The organism is Caldicellulosiruptor diazotrophicus (genome assembly GCF_017347585.1).
GTDB classification, from domain to species: domain Bacteria; phylum Bacillota; class Thermoanaerobacteria; order Caldicellulosiruptorales; family Caldicellulosiruptoraceae; genus Caldicellulosiruptor; species Caldicellulosiruptor diazotrophicus.
In genome coordinates this window covers 2264582-2283231 of the sequence record NZ_AP024480.1, presented here as the reverse complement: position 1 = coordinate 2283231, position 18650 = coordinate 2264582, and the positions used below count along the sequence as shown (strand labels likewise).

General features: G+C 33.5%; 18 protein-coding genes. 13 read left to right on the top strand and 5 right to left on the bottom strand.

The window, feature by feature from the left end; all coding sequences use genetic code 11:
• The first annotated feature begins 83 nt into the window (after positions 1 to 83).
• From CaldiYA01_RS10835 to CaldiYA01_RS10820, 4 genes are all read left to right on the top strand, one after another.
• Positions 84 to 968, top strand: coding sequence for a carbohydrate ABC transporter permease (locus CaldiYA01_RS10835; RefSeq protein WP_207179619.1), 885 nt, complete (start codon positions 84 to 86; stop codon positions 966 to 968).
• Complete coding sequence (locus CaldiYA01_RS10830; protein WP_207179618.1) at positions 965 to 1804, top strand: carbohydrate ABC transporter permease; 840 nt, start codon at positions 965 to 967, stop codon at positions 1802 to 1804. The genes CaldiYA01_RS10835 and CaldiYA01_RS10830 overlap by 4 nt, the downstream gene beginning before the upstream one ends.
• A gap of 133 nt (positions 1805 to 1937) precedes the next feature.
• Positions 1938 to 4379 carry a glycoside hydrolase family 2 protein gene (locus CaldiYA01_RS10825; protein ID WP_207179617.1) on the top strand — a complete coding sequence of 814 codons (2442 nt, stop codon included), beginning with the start codon at positions 1938 to 1940 and terminating at the stop codon, positions 4377 to 4379.
• Positions 4380 to 4591: 212 nt separating this feature from the next.
• Positions 4592 to 6427, top strand: a complete 1836-nt coding sequence (locus CaldiYA01_RS10820; protein WP_207179616.1) for a glycoside hydrolase family 15 protein — start codon at positions 4592 to 4594, stop codon at positions 6425 to 6427.
• 64 nt (positions 6428 to 6491) lie between these two features.
• On the opposite strand, the gene CaldiYA01_RS10815 is transcribed toward CaldiYA01_RS10820, so the two are convergent.
• From CaldiYA01_RS10815 to CaldiYA01_RS10800, 5 genes are all read right to left on the bottom strand, one after another.
• A complete protein-coding gene (locus tag CaldiYA01_RS10815; protein ID WP_207179615.1) occupies positions 6492 to 7091 on the bottom strand; it encodes a hypothetical protein in 600 nt (199 codons plus the stop codon).
• An 86-nt stretch (positions 7092 to 7177) separates the two neighbouring features.
• Positions 7178 to 7729, bottom strand: a complete 552-nt coding sequence (locus CaldiYA01_RS10810; protein ID WP_238480526.1) for a hypothetical protein — start codon at positions 7727 to 7729, stop codon at positions 7178 to 7180.
• Entirely contained in the window at positions 7719 to 7844 is a 126-nt protein-coding gene (locus CaldiYA01_RS12420; protein ID WP_269076401.1) for a hypothetical protein, read from the bottom strand. The genes CaldiYA01_RS10810 and CaldiYA01_RS12420 overlap by 11 nt, the downstream gene beginning before the upstream one ends.
• 63 nt (positions 7845 to 7907) lie before the next feature.
• Positions 7908 to 8456, bottom strand: coding sequence for a hypothetical protein (locus tag CaldiYA01_RS10805; RefSeq protein WP_207179612.1), 549 nt, complete (start codon positions 8454 to 8456; stop codon positions 7908 to 7910).
• Positions 8446 to 8808 carry a hypothetical protein gene (locus tag CaldiYA01_RS10800; protein ID WP_207179610.1) on the bottom strand — a complete coding sequence of 121 codons (363 nt, stop codon included), beginning with the start codon at positions 8806 to 8808 and terminating at the stop codon, positions 8446 to 8448. The genes CaldiYA01_RS10805 and CaldiYA01_RS10800 overlap by 11 nt, the downstream gene beginning before the upstream one ends.
• Before the next feature lie 294 nt (positions 8809 to 9102).
• Here CaldiYA01_RS10800 and CaldiYA01_RS10795 point away from each other — a divergent pair, with 294 nt between their 5' ends.
• From CaldiYA01_RS10795 to CaldiYA01_RS10755, 9 genes are all read left to right on the top strand, one after another.
• On the top strand, positions 9103 to 10296 hold the full coding sequence (locus tag CaldiYA01_RS10795) for a glycosyltransferase family 4 protein (protein WP_207179609.1): 1194 nt from the start codon (positions 9103 to 9105) through the stop codon (positions 10294 to 10296).
• A gap of 38 nt (positions 10297 to 10334) precedes the next feature.
• A complete protein-coding gene (locus tag CaldiYA01_RS10790; RefSeq protein WP_207179606.1) occupies positions 10335 to 12473 on the top strand; it encodes a sugar phosphate nucleotidyltransferase in 2139 nt (712 codons plus the stop codon).
• Positions 12474 to 12547: 74 nt separating this feature from the next.
• A complete protein-coding gene (locus CaldiYA01_RS10785; protein ID WP_207179604.1) occupies positions 12548 to 13534 on the top strand; it encodes a glycoside hydrolase family 5 protein in 987 nt (328 codons plus the stop codon).
• A 205-nt stretch (positions 13535 to 13739) separates the two neighbouring features.
• Positions 13740 to 14105 (top strand): DUF2089 domain-containing protein, encoded by a 366-nt coding sequence (locus tag CaldiYA01_RS10780; protein ID WP_207179602.1) that lies wholly within the window; start codon positions 13740 to 13742, stop codon positions 14103 to 14105.
• A gap of 5 nt (positions 14106 to 14110) precedes the next feature.
• Entirely contained in the window at positions 14111 to 14548 is a 438-nt protein-coding gene (locus tag CaldiYA01_RS10775) for a hypothetical protein (RefSeq protein WP_207179600.1), read from the top strand.
• A 32-nt stretch (positions 14549 to 14580) separates the two neighbouring features.
• A complete protein-coding gene (locus tag CaldiYA01_RS10770) occupies positions 14581 to 14838 on the top strand; it encodes a hypothetical protein (RefSeq protein WP_207179598.1) in 258 nt (85 codons plus the stop codon).
• The gene (locus CaldiYA01_RS10765; RefSeq protein WP_207179596.1) at positions 14835 to 16592 is read left to right on the top strand and encodes an ABC transporter ATP-binding protein; all 1758 of its coding nucleotides are present in this window, start codon (positions 14835 to 14837) and stop codon (positions 16590 to 16592) included. The genes CaldiYA01_RS10770 and CaldiYA01_RS10765 overlap by 4 nt, the downstream gene beginning before the upstream one ends.
• A 13-nt stretch (positions 16593 to 16605) precedes the next feature.
• Complete coding sequence (locus CaldiYA01_RS10760; RefSeq protein ID WP_207179594.1) at positions 16606 to 17121, top strand: ABC transporter transmembrane domain-containing protein; 516 nt, start codon at positions 16606 to 16608, stop codon at positions 17119 to 17121.
• Between the two features lie 70 nt (positions 17122 to 17191).
• Positions 17192 to 18610 carry an ABC transporter ATP-binding protein gene (locus CaldiYA01_RS10755; RefSeq protein ID WP_408612152.1) on the top strand — a complete coding sequence of 473 codons (1419 nt, stop codon included), beginning with the start codon at positions 17192 to 17194 and terminating at the stop codon, positions 18608 to 18610.
• Positions 18611 to 18650 lie beyond the last annotated feature (40 nt).

Sequence of the window (18650 nt, the reverse complement as noted above, 5' to 3'; positions counted from 1 at the left end):
GAAAGGGGAGGGAAGAGTTTGCCCTCCTCTTTTAGTTAGAAAGTATAAATTTAGAAAAATTTTTCAGAGGTGAGTATACTTCTATGGAAAGGGGTCTTTTTAAACCAAAATCAAGAGTTTTCATTGGGTATTTGGTTTTGCCGGTTTTATGGTATGTATTTGTTGTTGTCATGCCGCTCATTTTGGCCTTCAACTACAGTCTTTATGACTGGTCTGGCGGGCCAAGAATGAGATTTGTTGGACTTTCAAACTATGCAGAGCTTATAAAAGATACAGATTTTTGGCTGTCGTTTAAAAACAATATCATAATCACCTTACTTTGCATTGTTGGGCAGATTGGCATTGCCTTTATTTTGGCTGCCCTTATGACAACAAGGGTTTTAAAATTCAAAGAGTTTCACCGCACAGTAATATTTTTGCCTGTGGTTCTATCTGCAGTTGTAATAGGCTTTATCTGGACGCTCATGTATAACCAGCAGATAGGAATTTTAAACTGGATTTTAAGAGCAATTGGTCTTGAAAGCTTGATAAAGCCATGGCTTGACGACCCAAAGATAGTTATCTACTCTGTTTCTGTGCCACTTATATGGCAGTACATCGGGTTTTATCTTGTAATTTTAATGGCGTCGCTTCAGTCTATTCCGAAAGAAATATTTGAGGCAGCCGAGATAGACGGTGCAGACGGTTTTAAAAGAACAATTTATATCATATTGCCTCTTTTGGCAGATACTTTAAAGGTTTCTGTGATGCTCTGTATTGCAGGAAATATGAAAGTGTTTGACCATATATATGTCATGACAGGCGGTGGTCCTGGCAAAAGTTCAATGGTCATGGCCCAGTATGCTTACAATAATTCGTTTATAATGTTCAAGCTCGGTTATGGTTCTACAATCTCTGTTGGAATACTTGTATTGAGCCTTGCAATAATTTTGCTTTCGCGAAAACTAATGGGGGGAAAGAGACAATGACGCTCAAAAGGATACTATCAAGAATAGGAGCTTTGATTATAAACGCTTTTGTGATGTTGCTTTCACTTTCATCTATTTTCCCAATTGTCTGGCTTATTTATTCATCACTGAAGACAGAAAGAGAATTTGCACTAAACATTGCCGCGCTGCCAGCACATCCAACCTTTGAAAATTATATAAATGCCATCAAAACTGCAAAGATGCACATATACTTTTTCAACAGCCTATTTACAACAGTTGTCTCTGTCATCTTGATTGTTTTATTTAGCTTCGTGGTTGGGTACTTCTTTGCAAGATACAGGTTCACAGGGAGAAATCTTCTTTACACAATGTTTTTGGCGGGGATGCTAATACCAATCCATGCTCTGCTTGTTCCGATGTTTGTTGAGTTCAAAGTGCTTGGACTTTTGGACAAAAGAATAACGCTGATTTTGCCATATGTAGGGCTTGGACTTCCAATGGCAATATTTTTGATGGAAAACTTTATAAAAGATATTCCGCATGAGATTGAAGAAGCTGCGTACATTGATGGAGCGACACTCACTACAACTCTTTTTAGGATCATTCTTCCCATTTGCAAGCCGATTATTTCAACAGTTGTGATTCTAAGCAGTTTGTCTTCATGGAACGAGTTTTCGTTTGCCCTTGTTTTGATAAAAAGTGATGCTTTGAAGACTTTGCCTGTTGGTCTTACAAATTTCACTTCTCAGTACACAGTAAAATACACCCAGCTTATGGCAGCAATCACAATTGCAATACTTCCTGTGATTGTGGTATATCTGATATTCAACAAAAAAGTAATCCAGGGACTTGTTGCAGGCGCTGTCAAAGGGTGATATGAAGATTTTTACCCTTTTATTTTTTTCTTAAAAAATGAGATAAAGACTGAAAATAAAGAAAGAAAAACTTGCTGTGAGAAGTATTATAATAAATTCTAAAAGACTAAACAAACACAGGAGGGCAGAAACTGTGAGAATAAATCTTGACGGAAAATGGAAGTTCAGAGAAGTTGGTCAAAATGAGTACTACGAGGCAAGCGTGCCAGGGTGTGTCCAGCTTGATTTGATTAACCTTGGAAAGCTTCCCGACCCTTTTTATGCTACAAACGAGGTTTTGTTTTATGATCTGGAAGAGAAAGATTTTGAGTATGTAAAAGAGTTTGATGTTGATAATGTCGATTTTCAGGTCAAAAAGCTTGTATTCGAAGGAATTGATACGGTATCTGAGATTTATTTAAATGACCATTATTTGGGTAAGACCGACAACATGTTTTTGAAGTATGAATTTGATGTGAGTCTTGCACTTAAAAAAGGGAAAAACATTTTAAAGGTGATCCTTCTTTCACCAATAAAAGAGGCAGAAAGGCTCAAAAGCATTTACCAGTCAAGCTACAGCTATCCGCAAAGAAGCTGGATAAGAAAGTCGCAGTATTCGTACGGCTGGGACTGGGGGCCAAGAATTCTCCAGATAGGAATCTGGAAGAGCGTGTATTTAGAGCTTCACAATGGGCTTGAAATTCAAGATGAGTTTGTAAAAGTGGAAAGTATCTCAGATGAGCTTGCCATTGTAAGAGTGTTTGCAAAGATAAACTGTTTTGAAAAACCATCCGAAGTTGAGATAGGGGTATTTGATGGTAGCTTTTCTATGAAAATTTTTCCAGAGGTTTATAAATCAAAAGAGGGGTATTTTATTGATGAAAGGATTGAGATAGAAAACCCAAAACTTTGGTGGCCAAACGGGTATGGGGAGCCCTCTTTGTATGAGTTTAAAATAACTGCAAAGAGTTCGAATGAAGCTCAAGAAAAGAAGGTCACAACAGGGCTCAGGACTGTAAGAGTAATAAAGGAAAAGGATGAATATGGTGAAAGTTTTATCTTTGAAATAAATGGCAAGAAGGTTTTTGCAAAGGGTGCAAACTGGATACCTGCTGATTCCATCCTGCCAAGGCTAAAAGAAGATGACTACAAAGCTTTAATCAAAATGGCAAAAGATGCAAACATGAACATGCTCAGAGTCTGGGGCGGCGGAATTTATGAGTATGACTGGTTCTATAGCGAGTGTGACAAAAATGGTATAATGGTGTGGCAGGATTTCATGTTTGCATGCGCAATCTACCCTGATGAGTTTGACTTTTTCGTTGAGAATTTCAAAAAAGAGGCAGAGTACCAGATAAAACGACTGAGAAACCATCCGTGTATAGTGCTTTGGTGTGGAAATAACGAAAACAACTGGGGTTTTAGAGACTGGTGGCACATTGGCGACCCAGAATTTTTGGGAAATAGAATTTACAAGAAGGTTTTGCCACAGATTCTATCAGAGCTTGACCCAACAAGACCGTACCACATCTCAAGCCCGTATGGTGGAGAGCATCCAAATAGCAGCACTGCTGGTGACAAGCACACATGGGATATCTGGGCTGGCTGGAAAGACTATATTTACTACAAACACGATAATGCAAGGTTTGTGAGCGAGTTTGGTTTTCAAGCAGCAGCGCATATTGACACAATGAAAAAATATATTCCTCTAAAAGACCAGACAATCTTTTCAAAGACCTTGAGAATGCACGAAAAGCAGGAAGAAGGTTTAGAAAGGCTTATAAGGTATATGGCAGGCTCAATTGGTCTACCAAAAGACTTTGACTCTTTTGTGTATTTGTCACAGTTTGTTCAAAAAGAGGCTATAAAGCTTGCGGTTGAGCACTACAGGAAGAATAAGTTCAGGACAGCAGGAGCACTTTACTGGCAGCTGAATGATTGCTGGCCTGTCATCTCATGGTCGTCAATTGACTATCTAAAAAGGAGAAAGGCGCTTTACTATGAGTCAAAAAGGATATTTGCAAAGTTTTTGCCAGTGGTTGAGTATGAGAATGGAAAGCTAAAGGTATATGTTGTAAGCGATGAACTAGAGTCAAAACAGGGCCAAATCAATATTACAATCTGGAATTTTGACGGGCAGAAGTTATACGAGAAAAACCTGACTGTTGAAATTCCTGAAAATGGTGTGGTTGAGGCATTTTCTGAAAAAGTAGAAAACTTGAATATTTTGAAGGGTGAGTGGTTATATATACCCAAACATGTTGAAACGGCTGTAATTGGAGATAAGATAGACAGAGGACTTTTGGAAAGCATAGTTTTTGTAAGCCTTTTTGTCGATAGAGTGGAATACGAAAACTACTTTGTATTTGAAAAGCCAATAAACCTCGAGCTAAAACCCTGCCAGTTTGAATATGAAATAAAAGATGACTATATTGTAATAAAACCCAAAACTCCCGCAATTTGCCTTATAATTGAAGCTGACAAGGATGTAGAAGACAACTTCATTTTTGCAAGACCTGAAAAAGAGTATAAGATTAATCTAAATGGAGGACAGGTTAGAAAGGTTTGTGATTTGTTAGATTTGATTGAGCGATGAAAAATAAAACTACTAAAAAAAAAGCTCTAAGATAAAATCCTCTCTGGCATTACAATAAACTTTGCCGGAGAGGATTTTTTTGGCACAGAAGGGGTAAAATAAAATTAGTAAAATTGCTGAATCCACAAACTGCTGAAAATCTGCTATAATAAGATTACTGCAAATGTTTGCACAAGATTTAAATAAAAGTTTTCAAAGAAAGAGGGATTAGTTTGAAAAAACCATATCTTATAGAAGCTATAATAGGGAACACAAAGGTTTTAGGGCAGCTTGATTCAAATGGCATATTGCAAAGGTTTTATTGGCCTGCAGTAGATTATTATCAGCAGGTGAAACTCTTTTTATCAGCCGTTTTTTTGGATGGGCTTGTATTTTTCGAGGATGAAAATTTCAAGATAAGAAGTGGATTTGTGGATGACTTTGCGTACTTTTTTGAATATAAAATTGCAGACAGAACAATTTTTCAGCTTGACTTTGTTGACTTTGAAACAGACAGCTTGGTTCGTTTATGGGAAACTGGCTTCGAAGACTTCTATGTCTTTTTAGAACCTATGATAAATTCTTCAAGCCTTTTTAATGCTGCAAAGGTTGATAAGGAAAATGAAATAATCTATGCATATTTTAAAGGGACATATATAGGTCTTGCTTTTGAGAATAAGATAAAAAGCTTTACAGTTAAAAACGGAATTGATGATGCAAACGATAATCAGCTGGAAGGCTGGAATGAAGCTACAAACCCACAAATTGCTGTAAAACTTGAGAATACAGGAAAGGTTGTATGTTTTCTTGCTTTTGGAAATTCAAAAAATGAGATATACCAAAAACTTTCTTACTTAAAACAAAAAGGGTATGATGAAATTTACAGGCAAAACAAAACCTTTTGGAAAAAGAAATTTTCAAAAGTAAAGATCATTTGTACAGAAGATCCCAAAAACATAGAGCTTCAAAAAAGAAGTGCCTATGTATTTTATACTCTGCAAAATTCCAAAACAGGTGGAATTTTAGCTGCATCTGAGGTTGACGAGAAGTTTTTCCACTGTGGCGGGTATGGTTTTGTATGGGGAAGAGACGCTGCGTTTATAGTATCTGCAATGGATGCGCTTGGACTCTCAAGGGAGGTTGAAAGGTTTTTTGAATTCAAATTTTCTTGTCAGGAAAAGGAAGGATTCTGGGACCAGAGATATTATACAGATGGCAACTTAGCTCCAAGCTGGGGAGTTCAGATTGATGAGACAGCTTCTGTTGTGTGGGGATTTCTCAGCTACTGCGAAAGACAAAATTCCTTGCATTTGATTGATTTGCATAAAGAACAGCTCAAAAAAGCACTGCTGTTTTTGATAGCTGCTGTGGATAGCGAAAAGGGAGTTATTTTTAGAAGCTTTGACCTGTGGGAAGAAAGAGAAGGAATTCATCTTTACTCAAATGCAAGCATTTATGCTGCGCTGAAAAAAGCAAAAAAATATTTTCCTGTTCTTGAAAATGAAATTGAAAATAAGCTGAAGGCAATAAAAAATCAGGTGGCAACAAGGTTTTACAGTCCTAAACTTTCCCGGTATGTAAGGTCAACAGATGTTAGAATTTCACATGAGGAATTTTTAAAGCTTCCTGAAGAGAACAGGTACATGCAAAAAGATGAGAGATATGAGATAACCTATTATTTCAAAAAGCAAGATGAAGTTGTTGACATTTCAATGCTTGGCATTTATTATCCTTTTGAAATGGTAGATAGCAGCGATAAGGCTTTCAAAGCAACCATTTTGGCTATTGAAAGGGAGTGTCAAAATTCAATTGTCGGGGGCTACAAGAGATACTTTGATGACAGGTACATTGGTGGAAATCCATGGATACTGACAACACTCTGGCTTGCAATTTACTACAAAAAAACTGGTCAGATTGACAGGGCAGAAAAACTTTTTGAGTGGGCAAAAGCGCACAGTTTGCAAAACGGACTTTTACCAGAGCAGGTTGACAAGCTCACTGGCAAGCCTGCTTGGGTTGTACCTTTAGCATGGTCCCATGCAATGTATGTGCTGTATCTTTATGAATAAATTAATAATAAAAATAAAGACCAGCTTGTTTGTTTTAAACAAAGCTGGTCTTTTAGTTTTATTATTACACAGGATTATAAGGTAAATATTTCTCCAATCTCTTTTTTAAAGGTTGACATTTAAAGGTTGTTTTTCCAATTATTTCGCCATCAATAAATTTTATTTCCACATCGTATATTGCTTTTTCTAGTTGAGAAAAGTCAAGAATGATATGTTCTGCATATTTTATAAAGTAATTATTAGTTTTTTCTCCTGGTGGAATATTAGCTAAGGAAAAATAACATTTTTCAGAATTCTTTTTTATCTCGATAATAATAGGGCATGTATCAACAGGGTTAATTAGTTCAATATATATTACAAACTTTTTATCATTGCCAAAAAGAACATGGGTTTCATGTAATAATTTTAAAAACCCATCTTCAGTTTTAAACGTTTCCAAACCAATTTTTACTTTTTCTATTTTTAACTCTTTTTTTAGTTTTTTTAGTTTTTCAATAGTTGCAAAAATTATTAATTGTTCGTTACAAGCAATAATAAAAGCTTCATTTTCTTTTAAGAAAGTTGAAATATTAATAAAATCACTATTTCTCTCACATTCAATGATATTGTTTTCTGTTATGATTTTTATTTCTTGAAATGTATCTAAAGGAAGGTAAAGATTCATTAACGTTTACCTCGCACTTTATAATTATTTCAAAATAGTCTTTATACTAAATAGTTACTATTCTGAAATCTATTCTATAATTTCTTTTATTTTAATAACAAGTTTAGTATTTCAAAGAAAACAATACCTAGAATACATACTGCAATATACAAACCAATACCTTCTAAAGATGGAGCAAATATTACCAAGAGTATTATTGCCGCAAGTATAAAGAAGACCACTATTTTACTAAAATTCTTATATTTATAAAATTTAACTTTTTCTAAATGAAAAAAGCGAATAGTAAAAAGTGAAAACAAAAATTCAAATATTATTAACATTACAAGAAGTTTTAGTGAAGATATTATCCTAAGCAGAAGTATACCAATATTAAACACACAAGAAAAAGTGATAAAAAATACCGCAGGTTTTATTAAAATTTTCTTTGAGTAACCATTTAGATTTTGTTCTACTGACAAATCTAATATGCTATCAACTACTACTCCAACTACTATAAAAAGTTGTGCAATTCTATTTGCTACATTTCCTTTTAAGATTGGTAAGTTTCTATTGAGGTAAAAAAAAATCAATACTAAGAGTGATAAAATAATTCCACTGAGTGCCCAATTCAAAAAATGATGTTTGGTTTTATTTGCCATATTCATTCCAACCTCGGACAAATCCTTTTACAAAAGATATACCAGTTGTAAAATATTCTCCATATTCAAATATTTTAATTATCTCTTTTGCAAAAGCACTTGCAGCACTGGACAAACTATCTTGTTCTACTCCCCTTAAACATATATCCATTTCTCATTATATTAAATCAAAAAAAATTTATCTTAATGTAAAATTTAATACCTCGAAAAGTATTGTAACAAAAACAAAAATTAATAAATATCTATACATACCTTCTATTTCAGGGAATATTATTCCCAAGAAAATTCCTAACAAGAGAGCAGATAATATAATAATTTTTGTATAATTTTTGTAATTCTTAAATTTAAGAATATATAAGTAATTAGAACGCAGAACAGAATATGTGAAAAAAATTTCGAGCAAGATAAAAGCTCCCAAGTCTTTTATGCTTGGTATTATTTTTAAAACTAAAAGACCAATGTTTAGGGGTAGAAAAAAGAAAACTAAAAATAACAGAAAGTTATTTAATAAAATTCTAAGATGTACTTTGTTAGAATTTTCAATACATTTAGCATCAATTATTGCACTGACTACTATTCCAACTACAATCAACAATTGAATAATTCTGTTTAAAGGATTTTCTTTAAAGTAAGAAGAGTCTTTTAAGTAGTAAACAGCATAAACGAGCAGTGTAGAAGTAATGCATCCAGCTACGATCCAACTAAAATAACTTTTTTTATTTTCCATACTCTCTCCAACCTCTAACGAAACCTTCTCCAAATGACCAACCTATTGATATCCATCCGACAATTCCAGGTGATTTAATTACTCCTTTTGCAAAACCACTTACAGCTCCAGACATGCCAGCTTGTCCTATTCCTCTTAATGTATATCCATTTTTCATTACAGCATTAAATTCTCTGTTTTGTTTGTAGCCACTAATACCGCCTTTAATGCCATTTTCCAAACCTGAAGCTATTGCTGTTCTTTCTATATCATTTATGATTTCTTTGACGCCTTCTTTCACACCATTTAAAACTCTGCCTCCAAACTCTTTCAATTCCTGTATAGGAATTTTTCTTACAACATATACCTGCATTCTACATAACCCCTCTAAAGTTGTATTTTAGAAATTAAGATGATATTTTAAATATACCATAAAAAAGCAACGTAAATAATGTTAAAATTTTGATAAAATATTTATGCAAGTTACATAATTTGCAAAAAGAGTTCTGAGGAAAAGATTTGCAAACTTAAAGTATTATAAATTGGAGAAGATAATATTAGAAAAAGAAATTAAAAATATAGAAAAATTTTTGTTAATACTATACACAAAGTGGTATAAATTATATAAACCCTCTTAAAAAATTACTAAAAGAAAGGAGATGAATGGTTGCGGATACTGCAGCTTACATGGGAATATCCACCAAGGATTGTTGGTGGCATCTCAAGGGTAGTAAGAAGCATCTCACAAAAGCTTTCCAAGGACGATAATGTGTATGTTATTACCCTCTCAGAAGACTATGAAAGGACAGAAGATCATGGGAATCTTAAGATATTTAGAGTTCAAGTGTATCCACTGAATTCCCTTAACTTTATCGACTGGGTCATGATGATGAACATGGCACTTGCTGAAAAGGCTATATATATTGCACAAAGTGAAGGCAGATTTGACATAATTCATGCGCATGATTGGCTTGTAGCATTCGCTGCGCGGATGGTAAAACATGCTCTTCGAATTCCATTGGTTGCAACAATTCACGCAACAGAACATGGACGCAATGGTGGTATATATACAGATATGCAGAAGTTTATCCACAATGTTGAGTGGTGGCTGACATTTGAAGCGTGGAAAGTAATTGTGAACTCTGAGTTTATGAAACACGAATGTGAAAGGATTTTCAGCTTAACACCAGACAAATGCATTACAATTCCAAATGGTATAGATTATGATGAGTTTGCAAATGTAGAGTTTGATTTGGAATTCAGAAGAAAATATGCATTGGACAATGAAAAAATAGTTTTTTTTATTGGAAGACATGTGTACGAAAAAGGAATTCACATCTTGATAGAAGCTTTCAGAAAAGTACTTGATAACTTCTACGATGCAAAGCTAATAATCGCAGGCAATGGTCCAATGACAGGTGAACTTTATTCAAAAGCTCACTTTTTAGGGCTTTCAAATAAAGTGTTATTTACAGGCTTTATTTCTGACGAAGAAAGGAAAAAACTGTTTAAAGCTTCTGATATTGCTGTATTTCCAAGCCTTTACGAGCCTTTTGGGATAGTTGCTTTAGAAGCAATGGCATCAGGATGTGTACCAGTGGTATCTGACATAGGAGGTTTTTCTGAGATTGTTAAACACTTTCACAATGGACTTACTTTTTTCTGTGGAAATTCAAATTCGCTTGCTGATATGATTTTGCTTGCTTTGAAAGATGATATACTTCGACAGAAATTGTCAAGACAAGCACAGTCTGATGCAAAAGAAATTTATTCATGGGATGAGATAGTGAAAAGACTTAGAAATTTATACCAGATGATTGTTACAGAAGCAAAAAAGATGAATTGGTTTTCACTAAATTAGAAAAAATTTTAAGTCAGAAGGAGGAGGTCTAAAAAAGTATGAAAGGTATTATAATGGCAGGCGGGTCTGGGACAAGGCTCAGACCATTGACTGTGTCACTTCCAAAGCCGATGATACCTTTTTTTGGCAGACCAGTTATGGAGTATGCAATAAAACTTTTCAAAACCCATGGTATTTTTGAAATAGCAACAACTCTTCAATATCATCCTGACAAGATAATCAACTATTTTGAGGATGGGCAAAAGTGGGGGGTTTGTATTCAACACTTTATTGAGGACAGGCCTCTTGGCACAGCAGGTTCTGTCAAGAATGCAAAAGGGTTTTTAGATGAGACTTTTGTTGTCTTGAGCGGGGATGGAATTACAAATGCAGACCTCACAAGAGCTGTAGAGTTTCATAAGCAGAAGGGCAGCAAGGTCACAATTGTATTAAAAGAGGTTGAAATACCAATAGAGTATGGTATTGTTCTTACAGACGAAGAAGGAAGGATTCAAAGGTTTTTTGAGAAGCCTTCATGGAGTGAAGTTTTTTCGAATCTTGCAAATACAGGTATTTATATAATTGAGCCAGAGATACTCGACTTTATAGAAGATGGCAAACCATTTGATTTTAGCAAGGATTTATTTCCAAAACTATTAAAAGAAAAAGTGCCCATGTTTGGGTTTAAGATGGATGGTTACTGGTGTGATATTGGAGATGTGGGAAGCTATATTAAAGCTCACAGGGATGTATTTAGACTTGGTGGAATACTTGACCTTGATTTGAAAAGTTCTAAAATTTCTAAGTATTCTAATATTTCACCAAACGCTAAGATAAGCCAAAGTGTGTTTATTGGAAGTGAGTGTGAGATAGAAGACGATGTTGAAATAGGCGAGTTTTGTGTAATTGGTGATGGTGTAAAGATTGCAAAAGGAACTAAGCTGGAAAGGGCTATACTTTGGAGTGGCAGTTTTATTGGTAAAAACTGTGAGCTCAAAAGCTGTATCATCTGCAGCAAATCCATTTTGAAAGACTATGTAAGAGTGTCTGAAAAGGCAGTGGTTGGTGAGAACAACCTTTTGAAAGATTTTGTTGAGGTTAAGGCAGAAGCTAAAATTTGGCCAGAAAAAACAATTGAGTCTGGCACAGTAATAGATGAAAACATCTACTGGGGGACAGAGGTTATTAAAAGTGTATTCTGGGTTCGTGGAATTACAGGTGATTTTAATCAGGAGATAACACCCCAGTTTGCAATAAAACTTGGGAATTCTATTGGTTCTGTATTTGATAGAAATGCAAGAATTTTAATTGGTGATGACTACACAGAAAGGAGCAGTGTTATTCGAAAAGCTATTGAAACAGGCTGCCAGATAACCGGTGCAAGACTTTACAGGACAAGAGGTGTAATACTTCCTATTTTTAGATACATTGTAAAGGACTATTATGACGCTGGCATTTATGTACGCTCAAGAGGAAATAGCATAAGGATTGAGATATTTGACCAAAACGGTATGAACATTGACAAGTCGCTTGAGAGAAAAATTGAAAATTTGTTTGTTACATGCGATTTCAGGACCTCTTCAAATATCAATTTTGTAAATGAACTTGTCTCATCACCGCTTGAGATGTACTTTGCAAGGCTTGAAGAGACGTTTGAAAGTTCCAGGTTCAAAGGGTTAAAGGTTTGTATAGTCTCGGAAGACAAATCTATAATTTCGCTTTTTGACAGGATTTCTGAGCGATATGCATTAAAGAGTACTTTAATCAGTGGGGGGTCTAAACAGTGTATAGAGAATCTTAAAAATATGTGTATGCAGAGCGAATATGATGCAGGGTTTTTGATTGACAGGCAAGGAGAACACTTTATCATGATGCTGGGAGACTGCACAGTGTACGGCGAAAAGCTCAAAATGCTACTTGCATGGCTTGAAATGAAAAAGTTTAAAAATAATCATATTATTTTGCCTGAGTTTTTCAAGGCGTTTTTGAATGATGTAGATAAGCTTTTAGATGTTCCTGTAAAATATACAGGAAATGAGATTAGAGATTATATGAAAGTTATTTTAGAGCATGGTATTAATTACTTTTTCTACTACGATGCAGTTTCGTCAGTAATGCTAATATTGGAAAAACTTGCTGAAGTGAAAGATTTGATAGAAAAAGTAAAAAAATTAGATGAAGTTCATGTGTTAAAATAGTTAAAATGTAAAAGGAAGGGGTAATGAAAATCTACCCTTTCCTTTTTTGATTTTTTAGCAAAGGAGAGTAAACAATGAATATATTGTCAAAATATAAAGGATTCAACCTACTCGGTTTATTTATTCCAAATATGAGTTATGGATTTTTTGAAGATGATTTTAAGTGGATGCAGGAATGGGGATTTAACTTTGCAAGAATACCCATGAACTACATAAACTGGTATGTAGAAAGGCAACCAGGTATAAAAGAAGAAGTTTTAGAGATGATAGACAAGGTTGTTGTATGGGGCCAGAAATATGGTATTCATATTTGTTTGAATATTCATGGTGCGCCGGGTTATTGTGTAAATGAAAAAACTAAGGAAGGCTATAATCTATGGAAAGACAAAGAACCTCTTGAACTATTTGTATTATATTGGCAGACATTTGCCAAAAGGTATAAAGGAATATCTTCAAAGTATTTGAGCTTTAACCTTATAAATGAACCAAGACAGTATTCTAAAGAAGAGATGACAAAAGAGGATTTTATTAGAGTTATGACATATACTGTTGAAAAAATAAGGGAGATTGATAAAGAAAGACTTATAATAATTGACGGTGTTGACTATGGTAATGAACCTGTTTTTGAACTCGCAAGTTTAGGTGTGGCGCAAGCTTGCAGGGCATACATTCCGTTTGAACTTACACACTATAGGGCAGAATGGGTGCAAGGAAGTGACAAGTTTGGTGTGCCTTCGTGGCCACTTATACGCAAAAATGGTGAAGTTGTTGATAAAGATTATTTGAAAAGGCATTATGAAAAGTGGGCAAATTTATTTAGATACGGTATTGGTGTAATTTGTGGTGAAGGGGGATCATATAATAAAACACCCCATCATATTGTTATAAAGTGGTTTGCTGATGTACTGGATGTTTTAAAAGAACTCGGAATTGGGATTGCACTTTGGAATTTGCGTGGCCCTTTTGGAATTATTGATTCTGGAAGAGATGATGTTGAATATCAAGACTTTTATGGGCACAAGCTTGATAAAAAGTTACTTGACCTTTTAATGAAATTTTGAAAATATATGTCTAAAGTTTTATAGTTGAAGAAAATGGAGTCACATGAGATAAAAATGTGACTCCATTTTTTATTTTGAAAAGTCATATTTTAATAAAATTAAAATAAAAGTATTCTAAATTTTAAAAATATTAAAATTATACTTGCAACATATTAAAATTTCGAGTATAATTTATTTAAACAAGAACATAAAGGTGACAAAATAAATGAGGGTAAAGCTATTGAGTAAATGTCCTATATGTGGCTCCGGGCTTGAAATTATCAAACTAAGATGTCCATCTTGCAGGACTACTATAGAAAACAATTTTGAATATAACAAGTTTATGAAATTAACAGATGAACAACTTCAATTTGTTGAGATGTTTCTAAAAGCAAGGGGCAACTTTAAAGAGATGGAAAGGGAACTTGGACTTTCGTATCCAACACTCAGGGCAAGACTTGAAAGTATTTTAGAGGTACTTGGTCTTAAGGACATTGGCAAGAGACAGGATACAATAGAAGTTTTAGAGATGTTAGAACGCGGTGAGATTAGCCCTGATGAGGCTATAAAAATATTAAAAGAGGAGGATTAAGTGTTATGAAAGAGGAGATATTAAGAATACTAAAAATGGTAGAAGAAGGCAAACTTAATACTGAAAAGGCATACGATATGATTGAAATTATTCAAAAGAAAAGCTTTAGCCCAACTGAACAGCAAAATAAAGATAGGATACTCAGGATATTGGTAAGTTCGTCGGATAATGATGAGGTTAAAATAAGTCTGCCAATTGAGTTTATAAAGAGCATGATAAAGGCGACTGGTCCAATGTTTATTCAAAAGATAGTTGACCAGTCAATTCAAAGAGGAATTGGAAATTCCCCATATGAAGAAAATAATGATAAACCAAATTTTCAAAACATTTTTGAAGGTATTGATATTAATCTGGTTTTAAGTGCTATTGAAAGTGGTCTTGTGGGTGAAATTGTAAACATCCAATCTTCAAATGGAGATAAAGTTTATATTGGGATTGAATAAATTTTATTCTTAAAAAGGTGGTTTTTAAGAACATGAGAATAATAATAGGCAACCGCAATGAAAGAAAAATAGATATAAATTTTCCTCTTTTTACAGTAACATTTTTGTTGAGAGTTACACCTAAATTTGTGCTTAAACATATCTTAAAAAAACTACAAGCAAAGATAGCTCTTGATGACATAGATTTTAGAGCCATCTCACGCGCAATTTATTCTCTTCGAAAGTATAAAGGGTTAGCTATTGTGGAGATAAAAGAGTCGAATGGTTCAGAGGTGTTAATAAAAATATGAAAAAGAAAAGATTTTTTCAGTTTTCTGAGGTATTTAAGATAATCAAAAAAAATTTCTATTTACTTATAACAGTAGTTCTTTTATCTATTGGTGCATCACTTATTAATATATCTTTAATACAAATCGAAAAAAGTCTTGTTGATGCAGGAGTCAAAAAAGATTTTAATCTATTTATCAGCACATTAAAAATAGCACTTATAGTTATTTCGATAAAAATTCCTCTTGAATATATTAAAGCATATTTACACGGTAAGTTTTCTGAAAAAAGTTTAAAAGATTTGAGAGAAGAGATTAGCAAAAAGCTTATAGTTTCTGAAATAAACCTTATAGAAAAAAATACAACAGGTGATTTTATATCCAGACTCACTTCTGACCTGTCGATTATTAATGGATTTTTGACTCAATCATTAAATGATATATTATATCATCCGGTTGTTTTTGTTATTGGAATTGTTTATGGGATATTGGTGAGTTGGCAGATGACTCTCTTTTGTTTTGCAATAATTCCCTTAGTCATACTTGCTGCGTTATATATTAGCAAACCTGTTGAGAAATTTACAAAAAGTCAGCAACATTTGGTTGGTGAGACAAATACCACTGTTCAAGATGTAGTAACAGGTGCTTTATTGATAAAGGCTTTTTTGCTTGAAGCACATATTTTTAAAACTTTTAAATCGGGTTTGGAAAAGGTATTTCATCAGGGCTTAAAGATAGCCAAAATTTCAGCAATTCTTGAGACGGTGAAAGGTGTAATTCAAGTTGCACCAAGTATTCTTTTATTTTTATTTGGTGGTTATATGGTGATAAAGAACAAGCTTACATTTGGTGGACTTATAGCTTTTGCAGAACTTATGAATATATTCTTAGCCCCAATGCACATTTTACCTAATGCGATAAATAACTATAGGAAAACAAAGGCTGCTGTGTCAAGAATTAATGAGATATTATTGCATACTAATGAAATGTCTGGCGATTTAAACCAAAGTAAGGATGACTATGACTATGCAGTTGAGTTTGAGAATGTAGTATTTTCTTATGATACATTAATGAAACCGGTTTTAGAAGGTGTTAGTTTTAAAATAAAAAAAGGTGAGAAAGTAGCAATTGTTGGACCAAGTGGTAGTGGAAAATCAACCATTGTAAAGCTACTTCTTGGTCTTTACAGGGCTCAAAGTGGGCAAATAAAAATACTTGGCAATTCTTTAGAAGAGTGGAATTTAAAAAGTTTAAGAGATAAAATTTCTGCTGTAAATCAAGATGTTTTTCTTTTTCCCACAACAATATATGAAAATATCTTATATGGGAAATTAGAAGCAAAGAAAGATGAAATAGAAGAAGCTTGCAGGATAGCTAATATTCATGATTTTATAATTAATGAAGCAGGGGGTTATTTTAAAGAGATTGGTGAAAGAGGTGTAAATATGTCAGGTGGGCAAAAACAAAGAATTACCATAGCAAGGTCAATATTGAAAAGTGCTGAGATTTTTATATTTGATGAGGCTACCTCTGCGCTTGATACAGAATCAGAAAATGTACTTCAATCCGAAATTGAGAAAATTGTAAATGGCAAAACAGTAATTATTATTGCACATAGATTCTCTACAATTAAAAATGTAGACAAAATAATTGTTATAGATAATGGGAAAATTTGCGAAGAAGGAACTCACAGTGAACTGATTGAAAAAAAAGGAGTTTATTATAATCTTTATTCAAAACAATTTACTGAGAAAATGAAAGGAAATTTGTTTACTTAGGGAGTGAGACTTTGTGAAAAGAATAGCTAATTCAAATTTGATACGGCTTCTCTCTTTTATGTGGAAAGATGGGGGGACTCCACTACTTGGTATAAGTTATATAGTAGCATTGATAATATTGTCGTCACAGCAATTTTTGTTTAATTTTGTTGGCGCTTTGGGTTTAAAAATTGTGACAGATAGTATTCTGGAAAAAGACTTACATGGACTTTTTAAAGGTCTGATTTTTGTGGCTAAGTGGTTTGGCATTTTATTAATAATAATACCCTTATTTGGATATATATATGAATGCTGTATAATAAAAACCACAATAATTATAAAGGAAAATTTCTTTAAGAAAATATTAAGTTTATCATTGGACTACTTTGAAAAAAAGCACAGTGGGGATTTTATGTCACGTATTAACAATGATGTTGCTATTGCTGAAGGGGCATATTCCTGGCAGCTTATGATGCTGGCAATGGCTTTTATTAGTGGTATTGGTTCGGCAAGTGTAATATTTTCTGCAAATAAAATACTATTTTTGTAAGGAAAATTTCTTTAAGAAAATATTAAGTTTATCATTGGACTACTTTGAAAAAAAGCACAGTGGGGATTTTATGTCACGTATTAACAATGATGTTGCTATTGCTGAAGGGGCATATTCCTGGCAGCTTATGATGCTGGCAATGGCTTTTATTAGTGGTATTGGTTCGGCAAGTGTAATATTTTCTGCAAATAAAATACTATTTTTGTATGGATTGATCATAGGCCTTCTTCATCTTACTTTTAATGTAGCTTTTATAAAACCATTAAAAAACGTAAGTGATAAGATACAATCAAAGCTTTCAGAGGTTGTTCAGAGATTTTCAGATATTATCTCAGGTGCTTTTGTTATTCGTGTTTTTATGATAGGTGAGATAATTTTTAAAAAGTTTATCCAAACAAATTTAGCTGTTTACAAACTTTCATTGAAGAGAATAAATTATAATTCTATACTTGCAGCTTATAATTATACGGCAGGGCGGCTTATTTTTTTTGGACAGATAGTAATTGGTGGATATCTGGTTATGAAGAATAAGCTCACATTTGGTAATTTAATGATTAGTGTAAATATGATGGGTTCTTTATTATGGCTTTTTGGTTCTGTTGGGCAATTTTTAACAAATCTGCAGAGTTCTTTGGCAGGAGCACAAAGAATTTTTGAGGTACTTGATATTGATGAAAAGTATTTGGATGATACAAAGATAGAGTATATTAGTCTTCCTATGGTTACTGAAATAAATCAAAATAGTTCAAGTATTTGTATAGAATTCAAAGAGGTTAGTTTTTCATATAGCGAAACGAAAGAAGTACTAAATGACATAACCTTTACAGTTCCAAAATGTGCCAAAGTAGCTTTTGTTGGGAAAAGTGGTGGTGGAAAGAGTACTATCTTTAAATTAATAATGGGTTTTTATAAGCCACAAAAGGGAGAGATATTAATTTTCGGTCGACCTATATCATGTTATACTGTCAAGGAATTAAGAAGTCTTTTTGCATATGTTCCTCAAGATTGTTATTTGTTCAATGGAAATATATATGAAAATATTAGATATGGAAAGCTAAATGCTACAGAAAAAGAAGTTATTGAAGCTGCAAAAAAAGCAAATATTCATGACTTTATTATGAGTCTTCCAGAGGGATATAACACAAAAGTCGGAGACAAAGGTTTGACACTTTCTGGAGGACAGAGACAGAGAATTGCAATAGCAAGAGCTATTTTAAAAGATGCTCCAATATTACTTTTAGATGAGCCGACATCTTCTTTGGACTCTGAATCAGAGTTAGAAGTGATGAAAGCACTCAATGCACTAATAGAAGGTAAAACTACATTAATAATTGCACATAGGCTTTCTGCAATCAAAGATGCTGATATTATATATCTCATTGAGGATGGTAAAGTAATAGAAAAAGGTAATCATGATGAGTTATTACGCATTAAAGGGAAATACGCCAATCTTTATCTAAAGCAGTTTGCAACAAAATATTATTTTTAGTTTGTTTAATTAAGCTAATATAAAACTTAGCACATAAAGG

Coding starts and splice junctions, on each gene's coding strand:
- CaldiYA01_RS10835 (WP_207179619.1), top strand. CDS start 84: ATGGAAAGGGGTCTTTTTAAACCAAAATCAAGAGTTTTCATTGGGTAT.
- CaldiYA01_RS10830 (WP_207179618.1), top strand. CDS start 965: ATGACGCTCAAAAGGATACTATCAAGAATAGGAGCTTTGATTATAAAC.
- CaldiYA01_RS10815 (WP_207179615.1), bottom strand. CDS start 7,091: ATGAATCTTTACCTTCCTTTAGATACATTTCAAGAAATAAAAATCATA.
- CaldiYA01_RS10810 (WP_238480526.1), bottom strand. CDS start 7,729: ATGGCAAATAAAACCAAACATCATTTTTTGAATTGGGCACTCAGTGGA.
- CaldiYA01_RS10805 (WP_207179612.1), bottom strand. CDS start 8,456: ATGGAAAATAAAAAAAGTTATTTTAGTTGGATCGTAGCTGGATGCATT.
- CaldiYA01_RS10800 (WP_207179610.1), bottom strand. CDS start 8,808: ATGCAGGTATATGTTGTAAGAAAAATTCCTATACAGGAATTGAAAGAG.
- CaldiYA01_RS10790 (WP_207179606.1), top strand. CDS start 10,335: ATGAAAGGTATTATAATGGCAGGCGGGTCTGGGACAAGGCTCAGACCA.
- CaldiYA01_RS10785 (WP_207179604.1), top strand. CDS start 12,548: ATGAATATATTGTCAAAATATAAAGGATTCAACCTACTCGGTTTATTT.
- CaldiYA01_RS10780 (WP_207179602.1), top strand. CDS start 13,740: ATGAGGGTAAAGCTATTGAGTAAATGTCCTATATGTGGCTCCGGGCTT.
- CaldiYA01_RS10775 (WP_207179600.1), top strand. CDS start 14,111: ATGAAAGAGGAGATATTAAGAATACTAAAAATGGTAGAAGAAGGCAAA.
- CaldiYA01_RS10770 (WP_207179598.1), top strand. CDS start 14,581: ATGAGAATAATAATAGGCAACCGCAATGAAAGAAAAATAGATATAAAT.
- CaldiYA01_RS10765 (WP_207179596.1), top strand. CDS start 14,835: ATGAAAAAGAAAAGATTTTTTCAGTTTTCTGAGGTATTTAAGATAATC.
- CaldiYA01_RS10755 (WP_408612152.1), top strand. CDS start 17,192: ATGTCACGTATTAACAATGATGTTGCTATTGCTGAAGGGGCATATTCC.